This is a genomic window from Saccharopolyspora sp. NPDC050642 (assembly GCF_040654735.1).
GTDB lineage: Bacteria > Actinomycetota > Actinomycetes > Mycobacteriales > Pseudonocardiaceae > Saccharopolyspora > Saccharopolyspora elongata.
The window spans coordinates 131,764-146,011 of sequence record NZ_JBFAIN010000019.1 but is presented as its reverse complement, the minus strand read 5'-3'; the positions used below and the strand labels follow the sequence as shown (position 1 = coordinate 146,011).

The following is a 14,248-nucleotide window of genomic DNA, read 5'->3' as shown; positions in this document are numbered from 1 at the left end:
CCAGTGGTGAGGATGCGGGCTGGTATCGCCGTCCGGGGCTGTTGGCGGGGATCGCGCTGGTCCTGATCATCGCCCTCAACATCATCTTCGGCTGAGGAGGAACCGACATGGCGAAGACTTCGGGTACCGCGGGTGCCTTCGACATCCGCACCGTGATCGCGCTGCTGTTCGGCATCTTCGGCGCGGTGCTGGTCGTCGTCGGCGCGACCGACGGCGCGGACGAGATCACCAAGTCCGGCGGCATCAACATCAACCTCTACTCGGGCATCGGCATGCTCGTGTTCGCCGCCGCGCTCGTGGTGTGGGCCCGGCTGCGGCCGATCGCCGTTCCCGCCGGGAGCGACGCACCGGAATCCTGATCCGGGACGAACGACGGGGGCGCCACCGCTCGGTGGCGCCCCCGTCGTTCGTCAGCTAGATGCAGGCACCTTCTCGTTGCTGCGGCGCTCGACCTGGGGCCGGGCACCGCTGCGCTGCAGGAGGAGGCGGACGGCGAACAGCGCGTACCAGACACCGACGATGCCCAGGCTGATGCGTTGCCACACGCCGTGGTACTGGCCCGTCTGGGTGTCCATGTCGAATGCGGCGGCGGCCATGTAGAGGGTGGCGGGGATCAGGATCGCCGCGATGACGCTGACGACGGCCCAGGCCAGTTCGCCGGGCCGCCGGGCGGAGCGGTAGGACCTGCTCGACGAGGTCGGCCTGGACGGCCTGACCGTGCGCCGCCTGGCCACCGAACTGGGCGTCAAGTCGCCGGCGCTGTACTGGCGGTCGCGCTGTGCGGGGCGCCCGGGTCATGGACGCCCCGCACAGCGGCTTCACGGGTTGGGGATCGCCACGACCATGTCGCGCAGTTCGTAGCCGCCGATCGCGTCGTTGAACGAGACGCGCGGCTCCTTCTTCAGGTGCACGCCGGGGACGGCGAACAGCTTCTTGAGGAAGACATCGGTCTCCATGATCGCGATGTTCGCGCCGGGGCACTTGTGCGCACCGTCCCCGAAGGACAGTCCCGGTGCGGAGGCGTCGTTGAGGGGGCGGGCGGGGCACACGGCGAGCGGCTGGTCGCCCATCGCGCCCGGGTCGGCGTTCGTCGCGCTGACCTGGATGTCGATCACCTCGCCGGTCGGCACGGTGACCGTCTCGTCGTTCTCCGCCGGTAGCTCGACCGGTGCCGTGGTGCGCCGCCTGAGGTGGCCGACGACCGGTTCCAGGCGCAGCAGCTCGTGCAGGATCGCGAGCCGCTCGGGTTCATCCGCGGCGCGGTAGCGGTCCAGCAGCGGCTCGTCGGTGAACAGGTGCCACGCGGCGAGGTTGACGAACTCGCGGGTGGTGACCATGCCCGCGGCGGCGAAGGTGATGCACTCGCCGAGGATCTCGGCCGACGAGCAGCCCTCGTCCAGCAGGTGCGAGATCAGGTCGTCGCGGCGCTGCTTGCGGCGCGCGCGGACGGCGGGCCGGACGTCGCCGAAGTAGATCCCGGACCAGTTGGTGGCCTGCCGCCAAATCCAGTAGAGCCCGTTGAGGCTGGTGAAGCCCGGTTCGCCGAACTCCTCCGGGAAGAACCGCTCCAGCCGGTGCTGGAGGCCGGGGCGGCTCTCGGTCAGCCCGATCACCGCGCACGCCACGTCGATGGCGAGGTTGAAGCTCAGGTCCGACAGCTGCGCCTGCCCGGCGCCGCGGAGCTTGTCGAGCTGTGCGTCCGCCACCCGCTCCATCAGCTCCCGGTAGCTCTCGTCCACCCGGCGCGGCGTGAAGTACTTGGCGGTCTGGCGCCGGTGCTCGCGGTGCTCCGGGCCGTCCCGGTACAGCACCGGGCGCCGGATCTTGGCGGGCATCTTCTCGACCGTCTCCACTCCGAGGCCGGCCTGGACGGTGTCGGTGCTGCGCAGCGCGGCGCGTGCCGCGGCGTGGCCCCGGATCGTCCAGACGCCGTCGGAACCGCGGCTGACCGGGCAGCCGCCCTCGGGTTCGCCTCGATCGATCTTGCGTGCGTTCGTCCCGTCGGTCGACATCGGTGGACCGGTCCTTTCCGCAGCCGGTTGGTCGAACATGATCCACTTCTTGTAGCAGCCCCGGGTCGCCCGGCGCACCGGTCGGTGTCGGTTCGTAGCGGAAACTTCACCGGCGGCACCGGGTGACCGGATCGCTTCCGTAGGTCGCGATAAGGTGCGGCACTCGGGGTGTTCGGCGCCGTTGTGACTCACCCAATAGGATGACGGCCGATGTCGGTCTTGAGGAGTTACGCACCGTGAAGTGGCAGTTCGGCCCTTACCGGGTGGATGGCTTGATCGCGCGGGGTGGGATGGGCGAGATCCTCCGCGCGTACGACACCCGTCACGACCGCGTGGTCGCCCTCAAGCTCCTGGCCGAGAACCTCGCCGCCGACGAGGAGTTCCGCGAGCGGTTCAAGCGGGAGGCGCACGCGGCCGGCCGGCTGCGGGAGCCGCACGTCATCCCGATCCACGCCTACGGCGAGATCGACGGCCGTCTCTACCTCGACATGCGCCTGGTGGAGGGCAGCGACGTCGGGTCGCTGCTCGCCGCGCACGGCCCGATGCGCCCGGCGGACGCGGTGGCGGTGCTGGAGCAGGTCGCGGAGGCGCTGGACGCCGCGCACCAGGAAGGCCTGGTGCACCGCGACGTCAAGCCGTCCAACATCCTGGTCAGCCACAGCGGGTTCGCCTACCTCGTCGACTTCGGCATCGCCGCGTCGCTGCGCGCCTCCGCGACGCTGACCTCCACCGGCTACACCGTCGGCACGCTCGCCTACATGGCGCCGGAGCGGTTCGACGACGGCCCGGTCGACCACCGGGTGGACGTGTACTCGCTGGCCTGCGTGCTGTACCAGTGCCTGACCGGCGCGAAGCCCTTCGCCGGGGACACCGCGGCGTCGCTGATCAACGCGCACCTCAACCACGCGCCGCCGGCGCCGACCGGCGTCCGCAATGATCTCCCGCGCGAGTTCGACCAGATCGTCACGCGCGGCATGGCGAAGAACCCGGCCGACCGCTTCGGCAGCGCGGGCGAGTTGGCGAGGGCGGCCCGGCAGGCGCTGACCAGCGTCACGGCGATCCCGCCGCAGTTCGCCGCGCTGCCTGCGGCGCCGAAGCGCAAGGGTGGCGCGCGCTGGGTGTACGCCCTGGCCGGGGTCGGCGTGGTCGCGGCCGTGGCCGGGGTGGCGGCCTTCGCGGCCACGATGAACAACGAGCCGGGCCAGGCGATTCCGATCGGCGACCCGTCGCCGCTGCTGCCGGAGACGAGCGCGGTGCAGACCTCGGCGCCGCCGACGTCCAGCGCGCCGCCGCCCCCGCCGCCGTCTTCCGCGCCCGCCCCGCCGCCGGCGCAGGACCCCGCGACACGGGCGCCGGAAACCCAGGAGCCGGTGGAGGACCCGGAGACGCCGCCGGCGACCCCGGCGCAGACGAAGTGGTGCCAGTCGGTCAGCTACAAGGGAGCGGAACGCGGCACCGGCTGCTTCGAGGCGGTCGGCGACCACCTCTTCGCGCACGACACCAGCAAAGACGGCATGTGGGTCAAGACGCTGTCGGAGACCGACTACGGCCGCAAGGACGAGTGCAAGGACGACAACAGCGCGGAAGGCCCGCCGGTCGACTGCAACCTGGACCTGAGCGAGAAGGGCGAGGTCCGCTTCAAGGTCGAGCTCTGGGACGGCAAGACCAAGGTCAGCGAGACCGCCTGGTCGAAGTTCGTCCCGATCGGCCAGTGATCGCGGACCAGACCGAGGGGCACAGCTCGGCCGCGGCGATGCGCGTCGGGTGGCCGCTCGGGGCGTGACCGGCTCACAGCCGCGGGTCGACGGGCTCGGATTCCAGGGCCAGCACGGTGAAAACGCACTCGTGCACCCGCCACAGCGGCTCGCCCCTCGCGACCCGCTCCAAGCCCTCCAGGCCGAGCGCGTACTCGCGGGTGGCGAGGCCGCGCTTGCGGCCGAGGGACCGCTGGCGGAGGCGCTCCAGGTTCGCCGCCTCGGTGTAGTCGGGCCCGTAGATGATCCGCAGGTACTCGCGCCCGCGCACCTTCACGCCCGGCTGCGCCAGACCTCGCTGTCCCCTGGTGAGGTTCGCCGCGGGCTTGACCACCATGCCTTCGCCGCCGTCGCCGGTCAGCTCCTCCCACCACGCGACGCCCGCCGCCGTCGAATCCGGGTCGGTGGTGTCCACGGCGAGCCTGCGGGTCGTGGCGAACAGTTCGGGGTCGGCACCGACGAGTCTGTCTGCCATCGAAAGGTGCCAGCCGTGCTCGCGGTCGTGGTAGGTCCGGCCCTCGGTGGCCAGCACCTGGAACGGCGCGAGCCGCACACCGGTCAGCCCCTCGGTCGGCCAGCAGTACCGGCGGTACGCCTCGCGGTACGCGTCGGCATTCGCCGCCCGCGCAACGGTTTTGGCGTGCAGCTCGGCGACGTCCACGCCGCGTTGCGACGCGGCGGCCAGGATCTCCACGGCGCTGGGCAACGCCGCCGACGCCGCAGCACCGACCGCGGCGTACTGGTCAATGATCAGGCCGCGCGCCTTCGCGCTCCAGGGCATGAGCTCGGCGTCCAGGAGCAGCCAGTCCGTCGACAGCTCCTCCAACAACCCGGCCGAATCCGCGGCCGCGCGGACGCGGCCGAGCAGCTCCTCGGTCTGGTCCGGCGCGAAGAACGGCCGTCCGGTGCGGGTGTGCACCGCACCCGGACCGTCGATGCCGAACCTGGTCGCGCCCGTCGAAGAATCCCGGCACACCAGCACGATCGCTCGCGAGCCCATGTGCTTCTCCTCGCACAGCACGTCCTGCACACCGGCCGCGCGGTAGCCCGCGAAGGCTTCTTCGGGGTGCTCCAGCACGTCGGGGCGGTTCGAGGTGGCCACCGGCGCCATGGTCGGCGGCAGGTACAGCAGCCACCGCGGGTCGATCGCGAAGCGGCTCATCACCTCCAGGGCCGCGGCCGCCCGCTCGGGCTGGACGGCGATCCGCCCGTGGTGCCGGGTTTCCACCGAACGACGGCCCGCGACGTCGTCGAGGTTGAGGACGTGCGGCTCCCGCCGCGACACCGAATCCGCCGCCGGGGGCAGCTCCTCGGGCGGCAGCAGCGGGCGCTTCGGCTCGTACCAGACGTGGTGCGCCCGAACCGAGACGACCTCGCGCTCCGGATAGCGCAGCGCCGTGAGCTTGCCGCCGAAGACGCAACCGGTGTCCAGGCACATCGTGCCGTTCACCCACTCCGCCTCGGGCATCGGCGTGTGGCCGTAGAGCACCATCGCCTTGCCCCGGTAGTCGTTGGCCCACGGGTAGCGCACCGGCAGCCCGAACTCGTCGATCTCGCCGGTGGTCTCGCCGAACAGCGCGAAGCTGCGCACGGTTCCCGACGCGCGGCCGTGGAAGTGCTCGGGCAGCCCGGCGTGGGCCACCACGAGCTTGCCGCCGTCGAGCACGTAGTGCGCGACCAGGCCGTCGCAGAACTCCTCCGCCTGCTTGCGGAATTCCGCGGGCTCGGCCGAGAGCTGCGCCAGCGACTCGGCGAGGCCGTGCGCGATCTTGACGTTGCGGCCGCGCAACGCGCGGACGAACTTCTGCTCGTGGTTGCCGCACACCACCAGCGCGGTCCCGGCCTCGGCCATGCCCATCACCAGGCGGAGCACGCCGGGGGTGTCCGGGCCGCGATCGACCAGGTCTCCGACGAACACCGCGCGCCGGCCTTCCGGGTGCGCGGCCCCGATGGCGCGCTGCTCGTCGTCGCGCTCGATGGCGTAGCCGAGGGATTCGAGCAGTTCCTCCAGCTCGGCCCGGCAGCCGTGCACGTCGCCGATCACGTCGAACGGCCCGGTCTCGGCGCGCTTGTCGTTGAGCAGCGGCTCGATCTCGACGGTGGCCGCCGCCACCTCCTCGACGCTGCGCAGCACGTGCACGCGCCGGAAACCCTCGCGCTGCAACAACTTCAGCGACCGGCGGAGCTCGGCGCGGTGCCGCCGGACGACCGGCGCGCCGAAATCCCGGTCGGGGCGGGCCGCGTTGCGCTCCAGGCACACCGACTCGGGCATGTCGAGCACGATGGCGACCGGCAGCACGTGGTGCTTCCGCGCCAGCTCGATCAACGTGGACCGGGAGCTGCGCTGGACGTTGGTGGCGTCGATGACCGTGATCCGCCCGGCCGCCAGCCGCTTGCCCGCGACGTGGTGCAGCGCGTCGAAGGCGTCCGCGCTGGCCGACTGGTCGGATTCGTCGTCGGCGACGAGACCGCGGAAGTAGTCGCTGGAGAGCACCTGCGTCGGCGCGAAGTGGGTGCGCGCGAAGGTGGACTTCCCCGAGCCGGAGGCGCCGATCAGCACCACCAGCGCCATGTCCGGAATGGACAGTCGCATCACGCCACCGCCGTCCTGGTGAACACCGCCAGCTGCGTCGGCGCCCCGACCTGGGGATCCTCCGGCCCGACGGGCAGGTGCTCAACCGCGTAGCCGTGCCGGTCGGCCACGCCGCCGGCCCACTGCCGGAACTGCGGCCGCGTCCACTCGAAGCGGTGGTCGGCATGCCGGAACGCGCCGGCGGGCAGGTTCTCGAAACGCACGTTGTACTCCACGTTCGGGGTGGTGACGACGACGGTGCCGGGCCGGGCGGCGGCGAACACCGCGTGCTCCAGCGCGGCCAGCCGGGGCGGGTCGACGTGCTCGATGACCTCCATCAGCACCGCCGCGTCGAATCCGGCGAGGGAGGTGTCCACGTAGGTCAGCGCGGACTGGCGCAGCGCGAGCCGCTCGCGCTGGCGCTCCGGTAGCCGCTCGAAGCGGCGCGCGGCGACCTCCAGCGCGCGGGCCGACACGTCCACGCCGACGATCTCGGCGAACGACGGCTCCTGGATCAGGTCGTGCAGCAGGGCACCGCCACCGCAACCGAGGTCAAGCACGCGCCGCGCCCCGCTCGCTTTGAGCGCGGCCAGCACGCTTCCGCGGCGCTGCACGGCGAGCGGAACGTCCTTTTCGGACGTTGCGGTCACCGCCGGCTCGGCCATCGCGTCGTCCAGCTCGTCGTCGCCGGACTCGGCCAGCTGCGCCAGGGCCGAGCGCACGTAGGACTTGCGGTGCGCCAGGTACCGGTTGCTGATCAGCTCCCGCTCGGGGTGGTCGGCCAGCCAGCCGTCACCGGCCCGCAGCAGCTTGTCCACCTCGTCCGAGCCGACCCAGTAGTGCTTGCCGTTGTCCAGCACCGGAATCAGCACGTAGAGGTGCTTGAGCGCGGCGGAGACGCGCAGCTCGCCGGACAGCCGCAGGTCCACGTAACTGGAGTCGCCCCAGCCCGGAACCTGCGGATCCAGCGGCACCGGCGCGGCCTCGACCCGCCAGCCCAGCGGCTCGAACAGCCGCGCGGCCAGCTCGGCGCCGCCCCGGCACGGCAACGCGGGAACCCGGACCTCCAGCGGAATCGGTGTCTCCGCCAGCTCCGGCCGCGCATCGCAACGCCCGTTCAGCGCCGTCCGGAACACCGACCCCAGTGCCACGGCGAGCAGCGAGCCCGCGGCGTAGGGCCGGTCGTTGACGTACTGGGCCAGCGCGAAGGCGTCGTTCTTCTTGCCGCGCACCAGGTTCACCGGATCGACGTCCAGCAGCAGCGCGGCGGTGCACTCGTCCTCGGCGGCGACCGGGTAGAAGACGTGCGCCGTTCCGCCGGCCACTGGGAAGGTCTGCGCCTTCTGCGGATGCTTGTGCAGCAGGAAGCCGAGATCGGTGGCCGGTCGGTGCGTGGTGGTGAGGGTGACGAGCACGGCCACAGTGTGCCCCAACGCCCGGCACCGGCGAACCTCCTTTTCCAGGTTTCAGACCGGGTACGCAGACGGACGTACGGCAGGAGTCGACTGCGGCCCGATGTGCCGGTGGGGGAGCCCGGCCAGAGTTGGTCGCGCGGCGCCCGGACCGCCTGGGCGCCGCGGGACCAACGGGAGGCGATCGTGTCGAACCGGCCAGCATCGACCAAGCGCGGCTCGCGCCGGCTTTCGCCGCGCGCCTACAAGTTGTGGAGCACGGTGCACCTCGTCGTCGCTTCCGCGTGGCTGGGGGTCACGGCGGCCAAGCTGGTGCTCGGCCTGGCCGCCGTGCTGACCGGTGCTCCGCCCCGCGCGCAGAGCCTGTACCTGGCGGTGGACGCGGTCGACGTGGCGTTCCCGCCGCTGGCGATCGCCACGCTGCTGTCCGGCGTGGTGCTCTCGCTGGGCACCAGGTGGGGCCTGCTGCGGCACTACTGGGTGGTGACGAAGCTGGTGCTGACCGTCGCGGTGATCGTGACCGCGGTGCAGCTCGAAGACCGCCACGTGCGTCGCGCCGTACCGGCCCTGGAATGGCGGGACGGGGGCACGTTCTTCGACGCCCAGCCGTGGTCGGCCGGACTCCTGCTCGCCTTGCCGGTCGCCCACCTGATCATGCTGGTGGCCGCGACGGTGCTGTCCGTCTACAAGCCGTGGGGCAGGACGCGGAAACCCGCGGCGCGACCGCCGGTGCGGCAGGAGGCGGGGGCGCGCTAGTCGGCGAGGCCGGACTGGTAGGCGAAGACGACGAGCTGGGCGCGATCGCGCGCGCCCAGCTTGATCATCGCCCGGCTGACGTGCGTTCGGGCCGTCGCCGGGCTGACCACCAGGCGCTCCGCGATCTCCTCGTTGTTCAGGCCCTCCGCGACCAGGCCGAGCACTTCGCGCTCCCGCTCGGTGAGCGTGTGCAGCTGCGGGTGCGGGCGGCGCGACCGCGGTGCCATCGACACGAACTCCCGGACCAGCTTCCGCGTCGCCGACGGCGCGAGCAGAGCCTCACCGCCGGCCACCAGCCGGATCGCCCGGAGCAGGTCGACCGGCTTGGTGTCCTTCAGCAGGAACCCGCTGGCCCCGCCGCGCAGCGCGGCGAAGACGTACTCGTCGACCTCGAAGGTGGTCAGCACGATCACCTTGGTGTCCGGCAGCTCCGGGGCCGCGGTGATCCGCCGGGTCGCCTCCAGCCCGTCGACGCCGGCCATCCGCACGTCCATCAGGACCACGTCCGGCCGGTGCTCGCGCGCCGCGGCCACCGCCGCCAGCCCGTCCGCGGCCTCGCCGACGCAGGTCAGGTCGTCCTCGTTGTCGAGGAGGGTGCGCAGTCCGATGCGGACCAGGTCCTGGTCGTCGACGATCAGCACGGTGATCATGGATGTCCTTCGGTGGGCAGGCGGGCGTGCACTCCGAACCGGCCGTCGCCGGTGGGACCCGCGGTGAACTCGCCGCCCAGCGCCGCTACCCGCTGCCGCATGCCGGGAACGCCGAGCCCGCCGCCGTCGCCCGGGGAGCCGGTGAGCGGGTTGGTGACCGTGATGACCAGCGCGTCGGCCGCGTAGTCGAGCGTGATCGACGCGCGCTTGTCGCCGCTGTGGCGCAGCACGTTGGTCAGCGACTCCTGCAGGATCCGGTAGCCGGTCAGGTCGACCGGGGCGGGCAGGTCGCGCGGCTCGCCGGTGGTGGTGAGCTGGACCTGGACGCCGGCCTCGCGCATCCGCTTCCGCAGGTCGTCGAGCCTGGCCAGGCCTGGCGCCGGGCCCTGCGCGGCGGTTCGGCGCACCACGGCCAGGGTCGCGCGCAGCTCCTCCAGCGCGTCGCTGCTCGTGCGGCTGATCGCCTCCAGCGCGACTTCGGCCTGCTCCGGCTTCTTCGGCAGCACGTGCAGCGCGACATCGGCCTGCATCTTGATCGCGGCCAGCCCGTGGCCGACTACGTCGTGCACCTCCTGCGCGATCCGCAGCCGCTCGTCGTCGACGCGCTGGCGCAGCGTCTCGGCCCTGGCCCGGGCCGCCGCCTCGCGCTGCAACCGGACCGCGAGCCCCACCGCGAACGGCACCACGACCCACGCCGAACCCGGGATCACGCCGAACAGGCCGGGCAGCGTCGCGCCGCTGGTGAAGATGTGGACCAGCAGCATGAGCAGGGCGGCGAGCGCGGTCGGCACCGAGGTCGCCGGCGGGCGGTGCCTGGCGACCGAGTAGACGGCGATCAGCAGCGCCAGCAGGATCGGGCCGTAGGTGTAGCCCAGCACCAGGTACGTCGAGGTGAGCGCGGCCGCGATGAGCAGCGTCGCGACCGGTCGGCGCCGCCGCAGCACCAGGACCAGCCCGGTGGCGGCCACCAGACCCACGCCGATGGCGTCGACCGGCCGGTGCGCGGCCGCGGTCCAGCGGTCGGCGCCGAGCGTGCCGACGATGCCGACCAACGTGACCAGGGCGGCGAGGACCGCGTCCCCGATCAGCGATTTCATCCCGCGCATGCTCGCAGTTTCCGCGATGTCCGAGCCCTGCGGGTCGTCCCAGGAGCGCACCTCCGCCTACTCCCCCCGACGTAGCAGGAGCTCGGGGAGGCGCTGCAGCCACGCCCGGGGCCCGGGAGTCTCGCACTTCAGCGCGGCGACCGCCGCGGCGCGTTCGATCCTGGCCGGGATGCCCGATCCGGGCTCGCAGGCGAAGAAGCAGTAGGCGCCGTGGAAGACATCGCCCGCGCCGAGCGTGTCGACGGCCTGGATGCGCGGTGGCGGCATCGCGCCGTGATCGCCGTCGTGCCACCAGCGCACCGGGCCGCCGCCGTGGGTGGTGATCACGGTCGGCACGCCCCGATCGACGAGGGCTCGGGCCGTCGCATCGGTGGTCGTGGCGCCCGGCACCCGGAAGTCGGCCGAGGCGATGACCGCCTCCGCGCGCGGCAGCAGCGGCCGCATGGCCGGTTTCCAGCGCCCGGCGTCCACCACGATCGGCGCCGATGCCGCGTCGGCGGCCGCCTCGGCGAGCACCGGGTGGTGGCCGTCGAGCAGGACGATGTCGGCCGCCCCGACGAGTTCGGCCAGGTCCGGCGCCCGGTGCACCTGCAGCGCGGTGGTGTCGATGCCGACGACCGAGCGCTCGCCGGTGCCGCGGGTGACCGCGACGGCGGACACCGGGGCGTCCGCGGTCCGGTCCTCGGCCGCGTCGACGACGGTGACCGAGCAGGCCGCCAGATCGGCCCGGATGACCGCCGCGACCGGGCTGCGGCCGATCGCGGTGACCAGCACCGCCTCGCCACCCAACCCGGCGAACGTCACCGCCGCGTTCGCCGCCGGTCCACCGGCCGCGACGAACTGGGCGGCCGCGGTGGCCTTCTGGTCGGCGGCCGGGCGCGCGTCGACGTGGTGCACGACGTCCAGGGTGGTCAGGCCGACGAACACGCCGCGCGGTGGGGCAGCCATGCCGCAAGTGTAGGGAAATCGGGCACCGCTTCCGTCCTCAATGGGCCGATCCGGTGGCCACCGGGGAAAGACTTGTCCGGCCATGGTCGCGTTCCTACGATGCCGTTGTTGATCGGTCGGAAAGAGCTTTGAACGCACGCCCTCGACGTGGAGGCATCATGTTCAAACGGGGCCTGACGATCGCGGCCGCACTGCTGGCGCTGACCGCGGCGGGGTGTTCGGCCGAACGCGAATGGGGCGGCGGATCGGCGAGCCCGGCGGGCACGGCCAAGATCGGCCTGATCACCAAGACCGACACCAACCCGTACTTCGTGCAGCTCCGCGAGTCCGCGAAGGCCGCCGCGCAGGCGCGGGGCGCCGAATTCATCGCGCTGGCAGGGCAGTTCGACGGCGACAACGACGGCCAGGTGCGGGCGATCGAGAACTTCGTGCAGCAGGGCGTGAACACGATCCTGATCACGCCGAACTCCTCGACCGGCGTGCTGGACGCCATCGCCCGCGCCCGCCAGGCGGGCATCCTGGTCATCGCCCTGGACACCGCGACGGAACCCGCCGACGCCGTCGACGCGACCTTCGCCACCGACAACTTCGAGGCCGGCCGGCAGCAAGGCACCTACGCCAAGGCCGCGCTCGGCGCGACGCCGCCGAAGCTGCTGATGATCGACGGCACCGCCGGATCGTCCGTCAACACGCTCCGCCACGACGGATTCCTGGCGGGGATCGGCCTGTCCGAAGGCGCGCAGGAGATCCGCGGCACCCAGAACGCCAACGGCGACCAGAACCTCGCCCAGCAGGGCGCGGAGAACCTGTTGGCCCGCACCAGCGACATCAACGTCGTCTACACGATGAACGAGCCGACGGCGCGCGGCGCGCATGCCGCGCTGCAGGCGCGCGGGCTGGCGGGGCCGGTGGTGATGGCGTCGATCGACGGCGGCTGCGAGGGCGTGGCGAACGTGGCCGCGGGGCAGATCCGGGCGACCGTGATGCAGTTCCCGGGCAAGATGGCGGAACTGGGCGTCGACGCCGCGGTGGAGTACGCCAAGACGAAGCAGAAGCCCAGCGGCTTCCACGACACCGGCTCCGTGGTGATCACCGACCACCCGATGCCGGGCGTGCGCAGCGAGACGGTCGCCTGGGGCGAGCAGAACTGCTGGGGCGACAAGTGACGACGCTCCGCGCGCCGGACACCGGCGAGCGGCCGGGCGTGCGGGAGTTCCTCCTGCGCGCGCCCGCGGTCGGGCCCGCGCTGGCGCTGCTCGTCGCCATCGCGGTGTTCTCGGTGTTCACCGACACCTTCCTGAACCCGGACAACCTGTCGCTGGTGGTGCAGCAGTCGCTGGTGATCGCCACCCTCGCGCTCGGCCAGACGCTGATCATCCTCACCGGCGGCATCGACCTGGCCAACGCCTCGGCCGCGGTGCTCGCCACCCTGATCATGGCCAAGCTGGCGCTGGGCGGCGCGCCCGGATTCGTCGCGCTGCTGCTGGGAATCGCGGCCACCGCGGCCATCGGCGCCGTGGTCGGAACGCTGGTGACGCAGGTGCGGCTGCCGCCGTTCATCGTCACCCTGGGCATGCTCACGATGCTCACCGCGGTCGCGAAGCTGGTCGCCGACGGCGAGGCGGTGCCGACCGGCGACGCGCTGCTGACCTGGCTCGGCACCCGCCGCTACCTCTTCGGCGGCATCGAGATCACCTACGGCATGACGCTGGCGCTGCTGCTGTACCTGGGGGTCTGGTACGCGCTGACCAGGACCGCCTGGGGCAAGCACGTGTACGCCGTCGGCAACGCGCCGGAATCGGCCCGGCTCGCCGGGATCAAGGTCAACCGCACGCTGCTGTCGGTGTACGTGGCTGCCGGGGTGATCTTCGGGCTGGCCGCCTGGCAGGCGCTCGGCCGGGTGCCCAACGCCGACCCCAACGCCTACCAGCTGGGCAACCTCGACTCGATCACCGCGGTGGTGCTCGGCGGCACGAGCCTGTTCGGCGGCCGGGGATCGGTGCTGGGCACGCTGATGGGGGCGCTGATCGTCGCGGTCCTGCGTTCCGGGCTGACGCAGCTGGGCGTCGACGCGCTCTACCAGGACGTCGCCACCGGGGCCCTGGTGATCGCGGCGGTCGTGGTGGACCGGGTGACGAGGAGGAACGGCTGATGGTGCCCACGCTCTCCGCCCGCGGCCTGGTCAAGCGCTACGGCCGGGTGACCGCCATCGACGGCGCGGACTTCGAGGTCCGGCCCGGCGAGGTGCTGGCCGTCGTCGGCGACAACGGCGCGGGCAAGTCGAGCCTGATCAAGGCGCTGTCGGGGGCGCTGATCCCGGACGCGGGCGAGATCCGGGTGGACGGCGAGGTGGTGCACTTCCGAGGGCCGCTGGACGCCCGCCGCTACGGCATCGAGACGGTGTACCAGGACCTGGCGCTGGCCCCGGCGCAGGACATCGCGTCCAACATGTTCCTGGCGCGGGAGAAGCGGCACCCGGGGCTGCTCGGGAAGCTGTTCCGGAAGGTCGACCAGGGCTGGATGCGGGCCGAGGCGCAGCGAGTGCTGGACGAGCTGGGCATCGCGGTGAAGTCGATCGCGCAGCCGGTGGAAACGCTGTCGGGCGGGCAGCGGCAGGGCGTCGCGGTGGCCCGGGCGGCCGCCTTCGGCACCAAGGCGGTGATCATGGACGAGCCGACGGCGGCGCTCGGCGTGGCGGAGTCGGGGAAGGTGCTGGCGCTGATCGACCGGATCCGGCAGCGCGGCCTGCCGGTGGTCCTGATCAGCCACAACATGCCGCACGTCTTCGAGATCGCGGACCGGATCCACGTGCACCGGCTCGGCCGCCGGGTCGGCGTGGTGACGCCCCGCGAGCACAGCATGAGCCAGGTGGTGGGGCTGATCACCGGTGCACTGGTGCTGCGGGAGGACGGCGACCTGGAGGAGGTCTCGTCCGCGGTGCGCACGGGCCTGGGGGAGTAGCGGCGCGGGCGCCCCGACACACCGCGTGCGGGTGCGAGCAACCCGGCGGCGGTGTACAACGAGGGCGTCACGCGGAC

12 protein-coding genes and 1 pseudogene are annotated in these 14,248 nt (G+C 72.4%); 7 read left to right on the top strand and 6 right to left on the bottom strand.

Annotation, left to right across the window (positions count from 1 at the left end; genetic code table 11):
* Positions 1-107 precede the first annotated feature (107 nt).
* Together AB0H93_RS26690 and AB0H93_RS26685 are read left to right on the top strand one after the other, a co-directional pair.
* The gene (locus AB0H93_RS26690) at positions 108-359 is read left to right on the top strand and encodes a hypothetical protein (RefSeq protein WP_358575954.1); all 252 of its coding nucleotides are present in this window, start codon (positions 108-110) and stop codon (positions 357-359) included.
* Between the two features lie 325 nt (positions 360-684).
* Positions 685-768 (top strand): annotated as a pseudogene (locus tag AB0H93_RS26685) (TetR family transcriptional regulator); the annotation flags it as partial.
* A 50-nt stretch (positions 769-818) separates the two neighbouring features.
* Here the strand turns inward: AB0H93_RS26685 and AB0H93_RS26680 are convergent.
* Complete coding sequence (locus tag AB0H93_RS26680; protein ID WP_358575952.1) at positions 819-2,012, bottom strand: cytochrome P450; 1,194 nt, start codon at positions 2,010-2,012, stop codon at positions 819-821.
* Between the two features lie 236 nt (positions 2,013-2,248).
* Between AB0H93_RS26680 and AB0H93_RS26675 the strand changes: the two genes are divergently transcribed.
* Positions 2,249-3,727, top strand: coding sequence for a serine/threonine-protein kinase (locus AB0H93_RS26675; RefSeq protein ID WP_358575951.1), 1,479 nt, complete (start codon positions 2,249-2,251; stop codon positions 3,725-3,727).
* Between the two features lie 73 nt (positions 3,728-3,800).
* Here the strand turns inward: AB0H93_RS26675 and AB0H93_RS26670 are convergent, their stop codons facing one another.
* Both AB0H93_RS26670 and AB0H93_RS26665 read right to left on the bottom strand, forming a co-directional pair.
* Positions 3,801-6,359 carry a polynucleotide kinase-phosphatase gene (locus tag AB0H93_RS26670; RefSeq protein WP_358575950.1) on the bottom strand — a complete coding sequence of 853 codons (2,559 nt, stop codon included), beginning with the start codon at positions 6,357-6,359 and terminating at the stop codon, positions 3,801-3,803.
* Positions 6,359-7,753, bottom strand: coding sequence for a 3' terminal RNA ribose 2'-O-methyltransferase Hen1 (locus AB0H93_RS26665; protein WP_358575949.1), 1,395 nt, complete (start codon positions 7,751-7,753; stop codon positions 6,359-6,361). The genes AB0H93_RS26670 and AB0H93_RS26665 overlap by 1 nt, the downstream gene beginning before the upstream one ends.
* Before the next feature lie 183 nt (positions 7,754-7,936).
* On the opposite strand from AB0H93_RS26665, the gene AB0H93_RS26660 reads away from it, so the two are divergent.
* Positions 7,937-8,506, top strand: coding sequence for a hypothetical protein (locus tag AB0H93_RS26660; protein WP_358575948.1), 570 nt, complete (start codon positions 7,937-7,939; stop codon positions 8,504-8,506).
* On the opposite strand, the gene AB0H93_RS26655 is transcribed toward AB0H93_RS26660, so the two are convergent.
* Genes AB0H93_RS26655 through AB0H93_RS26645 form a run of 3 tightly spaced genes read right to left on the bottom strand, consistent with a single transcriptional unit; the run spans position 8,503 to position 11,210 of the window.
* Positions 8,503-9,156: a response regulator transcription factor gene (locus tag AB0H93_RS26655; RefSeq protein WP_358575947.1), complete on the bottom strand. Its 654-nt coding sequence runs from the start codon at positions 9,154-9,156 to the stop codon at positions 8,503-8,505. The genes AB0H93_RS26660 and AB0H93_RS26655 overlap by 4 nt on opposite strands.
* Positions 9,153-10,313 carry a histidine kinase gene (locus tag AB0H93_RS26650; protein WP_358575946.1) on the bottom strand — a complete coding sequence of 387 codons (1,161 nt, stop codon included), beginning with the start codon at positions 10,311-10,313 and terminating at the stop codon, positions 9,153-9,155. Before AB0H93_RS26650 ends, AB0H93_RS26655 begins: the two co-directional genes overlap by 4 nt.
* 6 nt (positions 10,314-10,319) lie before the next feature.
* Positions 10,320-11,210, bottom strand: a complete 891-nt coding sequence (locus AB0H93_RS26645) for a PfkB family carbohydrate kinase (protein ID WP_358575945.1) — start codon at positions 11,208-11,210, stop codon at positions 10,320-10,322.
* Positions 11,211-11,368: 158 nt separating this feature from the next.
* On the opposite strand from AB0H93_RS26645, the gene AB0H93_RS26640 reads away from it, so the two are divergent.
* Genes AB0H93_RS26640 through AB0H93_RS26630 form a run of 3 tightly spaced genes read left to right on the top strand, consistent with a single transcriptional unit; the run spans position 11,369 to position 14,171 of the window.
* A complete protein-coding gene (locus AB0H93_RS26640; RefSeq protein WP_358575944.1) occupies positions 11,369-12,376 on the top strand; it encodes a substrate-binding domain-containing protein in 1,008 nt (335 codons plus the stop codon).
* Positions 12,373-13,362 (top strand): ABC transporter permease, encoded by a 990-nt coding sequence (locus AB0H93_RS26635; RefSeq protein ID WP_358575943.1) that lies wholly within the window; start codon positions 12,373-12,375, stop codon positions 13,360-13,362. Before AB0H93_RS26640 ends, AB0H93_RS26635 begins: the two co-directional genes overlap by 4 nt.
* Complete coding sequence (locus tag AB0H93_RS26630) at positions 13,362-14,171, top strand: ATP-binding cassette domain-containing protein (RefSeq protein ID WP_132486210.1); 810 nt, start codon at positions 13,362-13,364, stop codon at positions 14,169-14,171. Before AB0H93_RS26635 ends, AB0H93_RS26630 begins: the two co-directional genes overlap by 1 nt.
* Positions 14,172-14,248 lie beyond the last annotated feature (77 nt).

Bases quoted from the DNA above. Each gene is read 5' to 3' on its own strand.
- AB0H93_RS26690 (WP_358575954.1), top strand. From the start codon at position 108: ATGGCGAAGACTTCGGGTACCGCGGGTGCCTTCGACATCCGCACCGTG.
- AB0H93_RS26630 (WP_132486210.1), top strand. From the start codon at position 13,362: ATGGTGCCCACGCTCTCCGCCCGCGGCCTGGTCAAGCGCTACGGCCGG.
- AB0H93_RS26655 (WP_358575947.1), bottom strand. From the start codon at position 9,156: ATGATCACCGTGCTGATCGTCGACGACCAGGACCTGGTCCGCATCGGA.
- AB0H93_RS26645 (WP_358575945.1), bottom strand. From the start codon at position 11,210: ATGGCTGCCCCACCGCGCGGCGTGTTCGTCGGCCTGACCACCCTGGAC.
- AB0H93_RS26680 (WP_358575952.1), bottom strand. From the start codon at position 2,012: ATGTCGACCGACGGGACGAACGCACGCAAGATCGATCGAGGCGAACCC.
- AB0H93_RS26640 (WP_358575944.1), top strand. From the start codon at position 11,369: ATGTTCAAACGGGGCCTGACGATCGCGGCCGCACTGCTGGCGCTGACC.
- AB0H93_RS26670 (WP_358575950.1), bottom strand. From the start codon at position 6,359: ATGCGACTGTCCATTCCGGACATGGCGCTGGTGGTGCTGATCGGCGCC.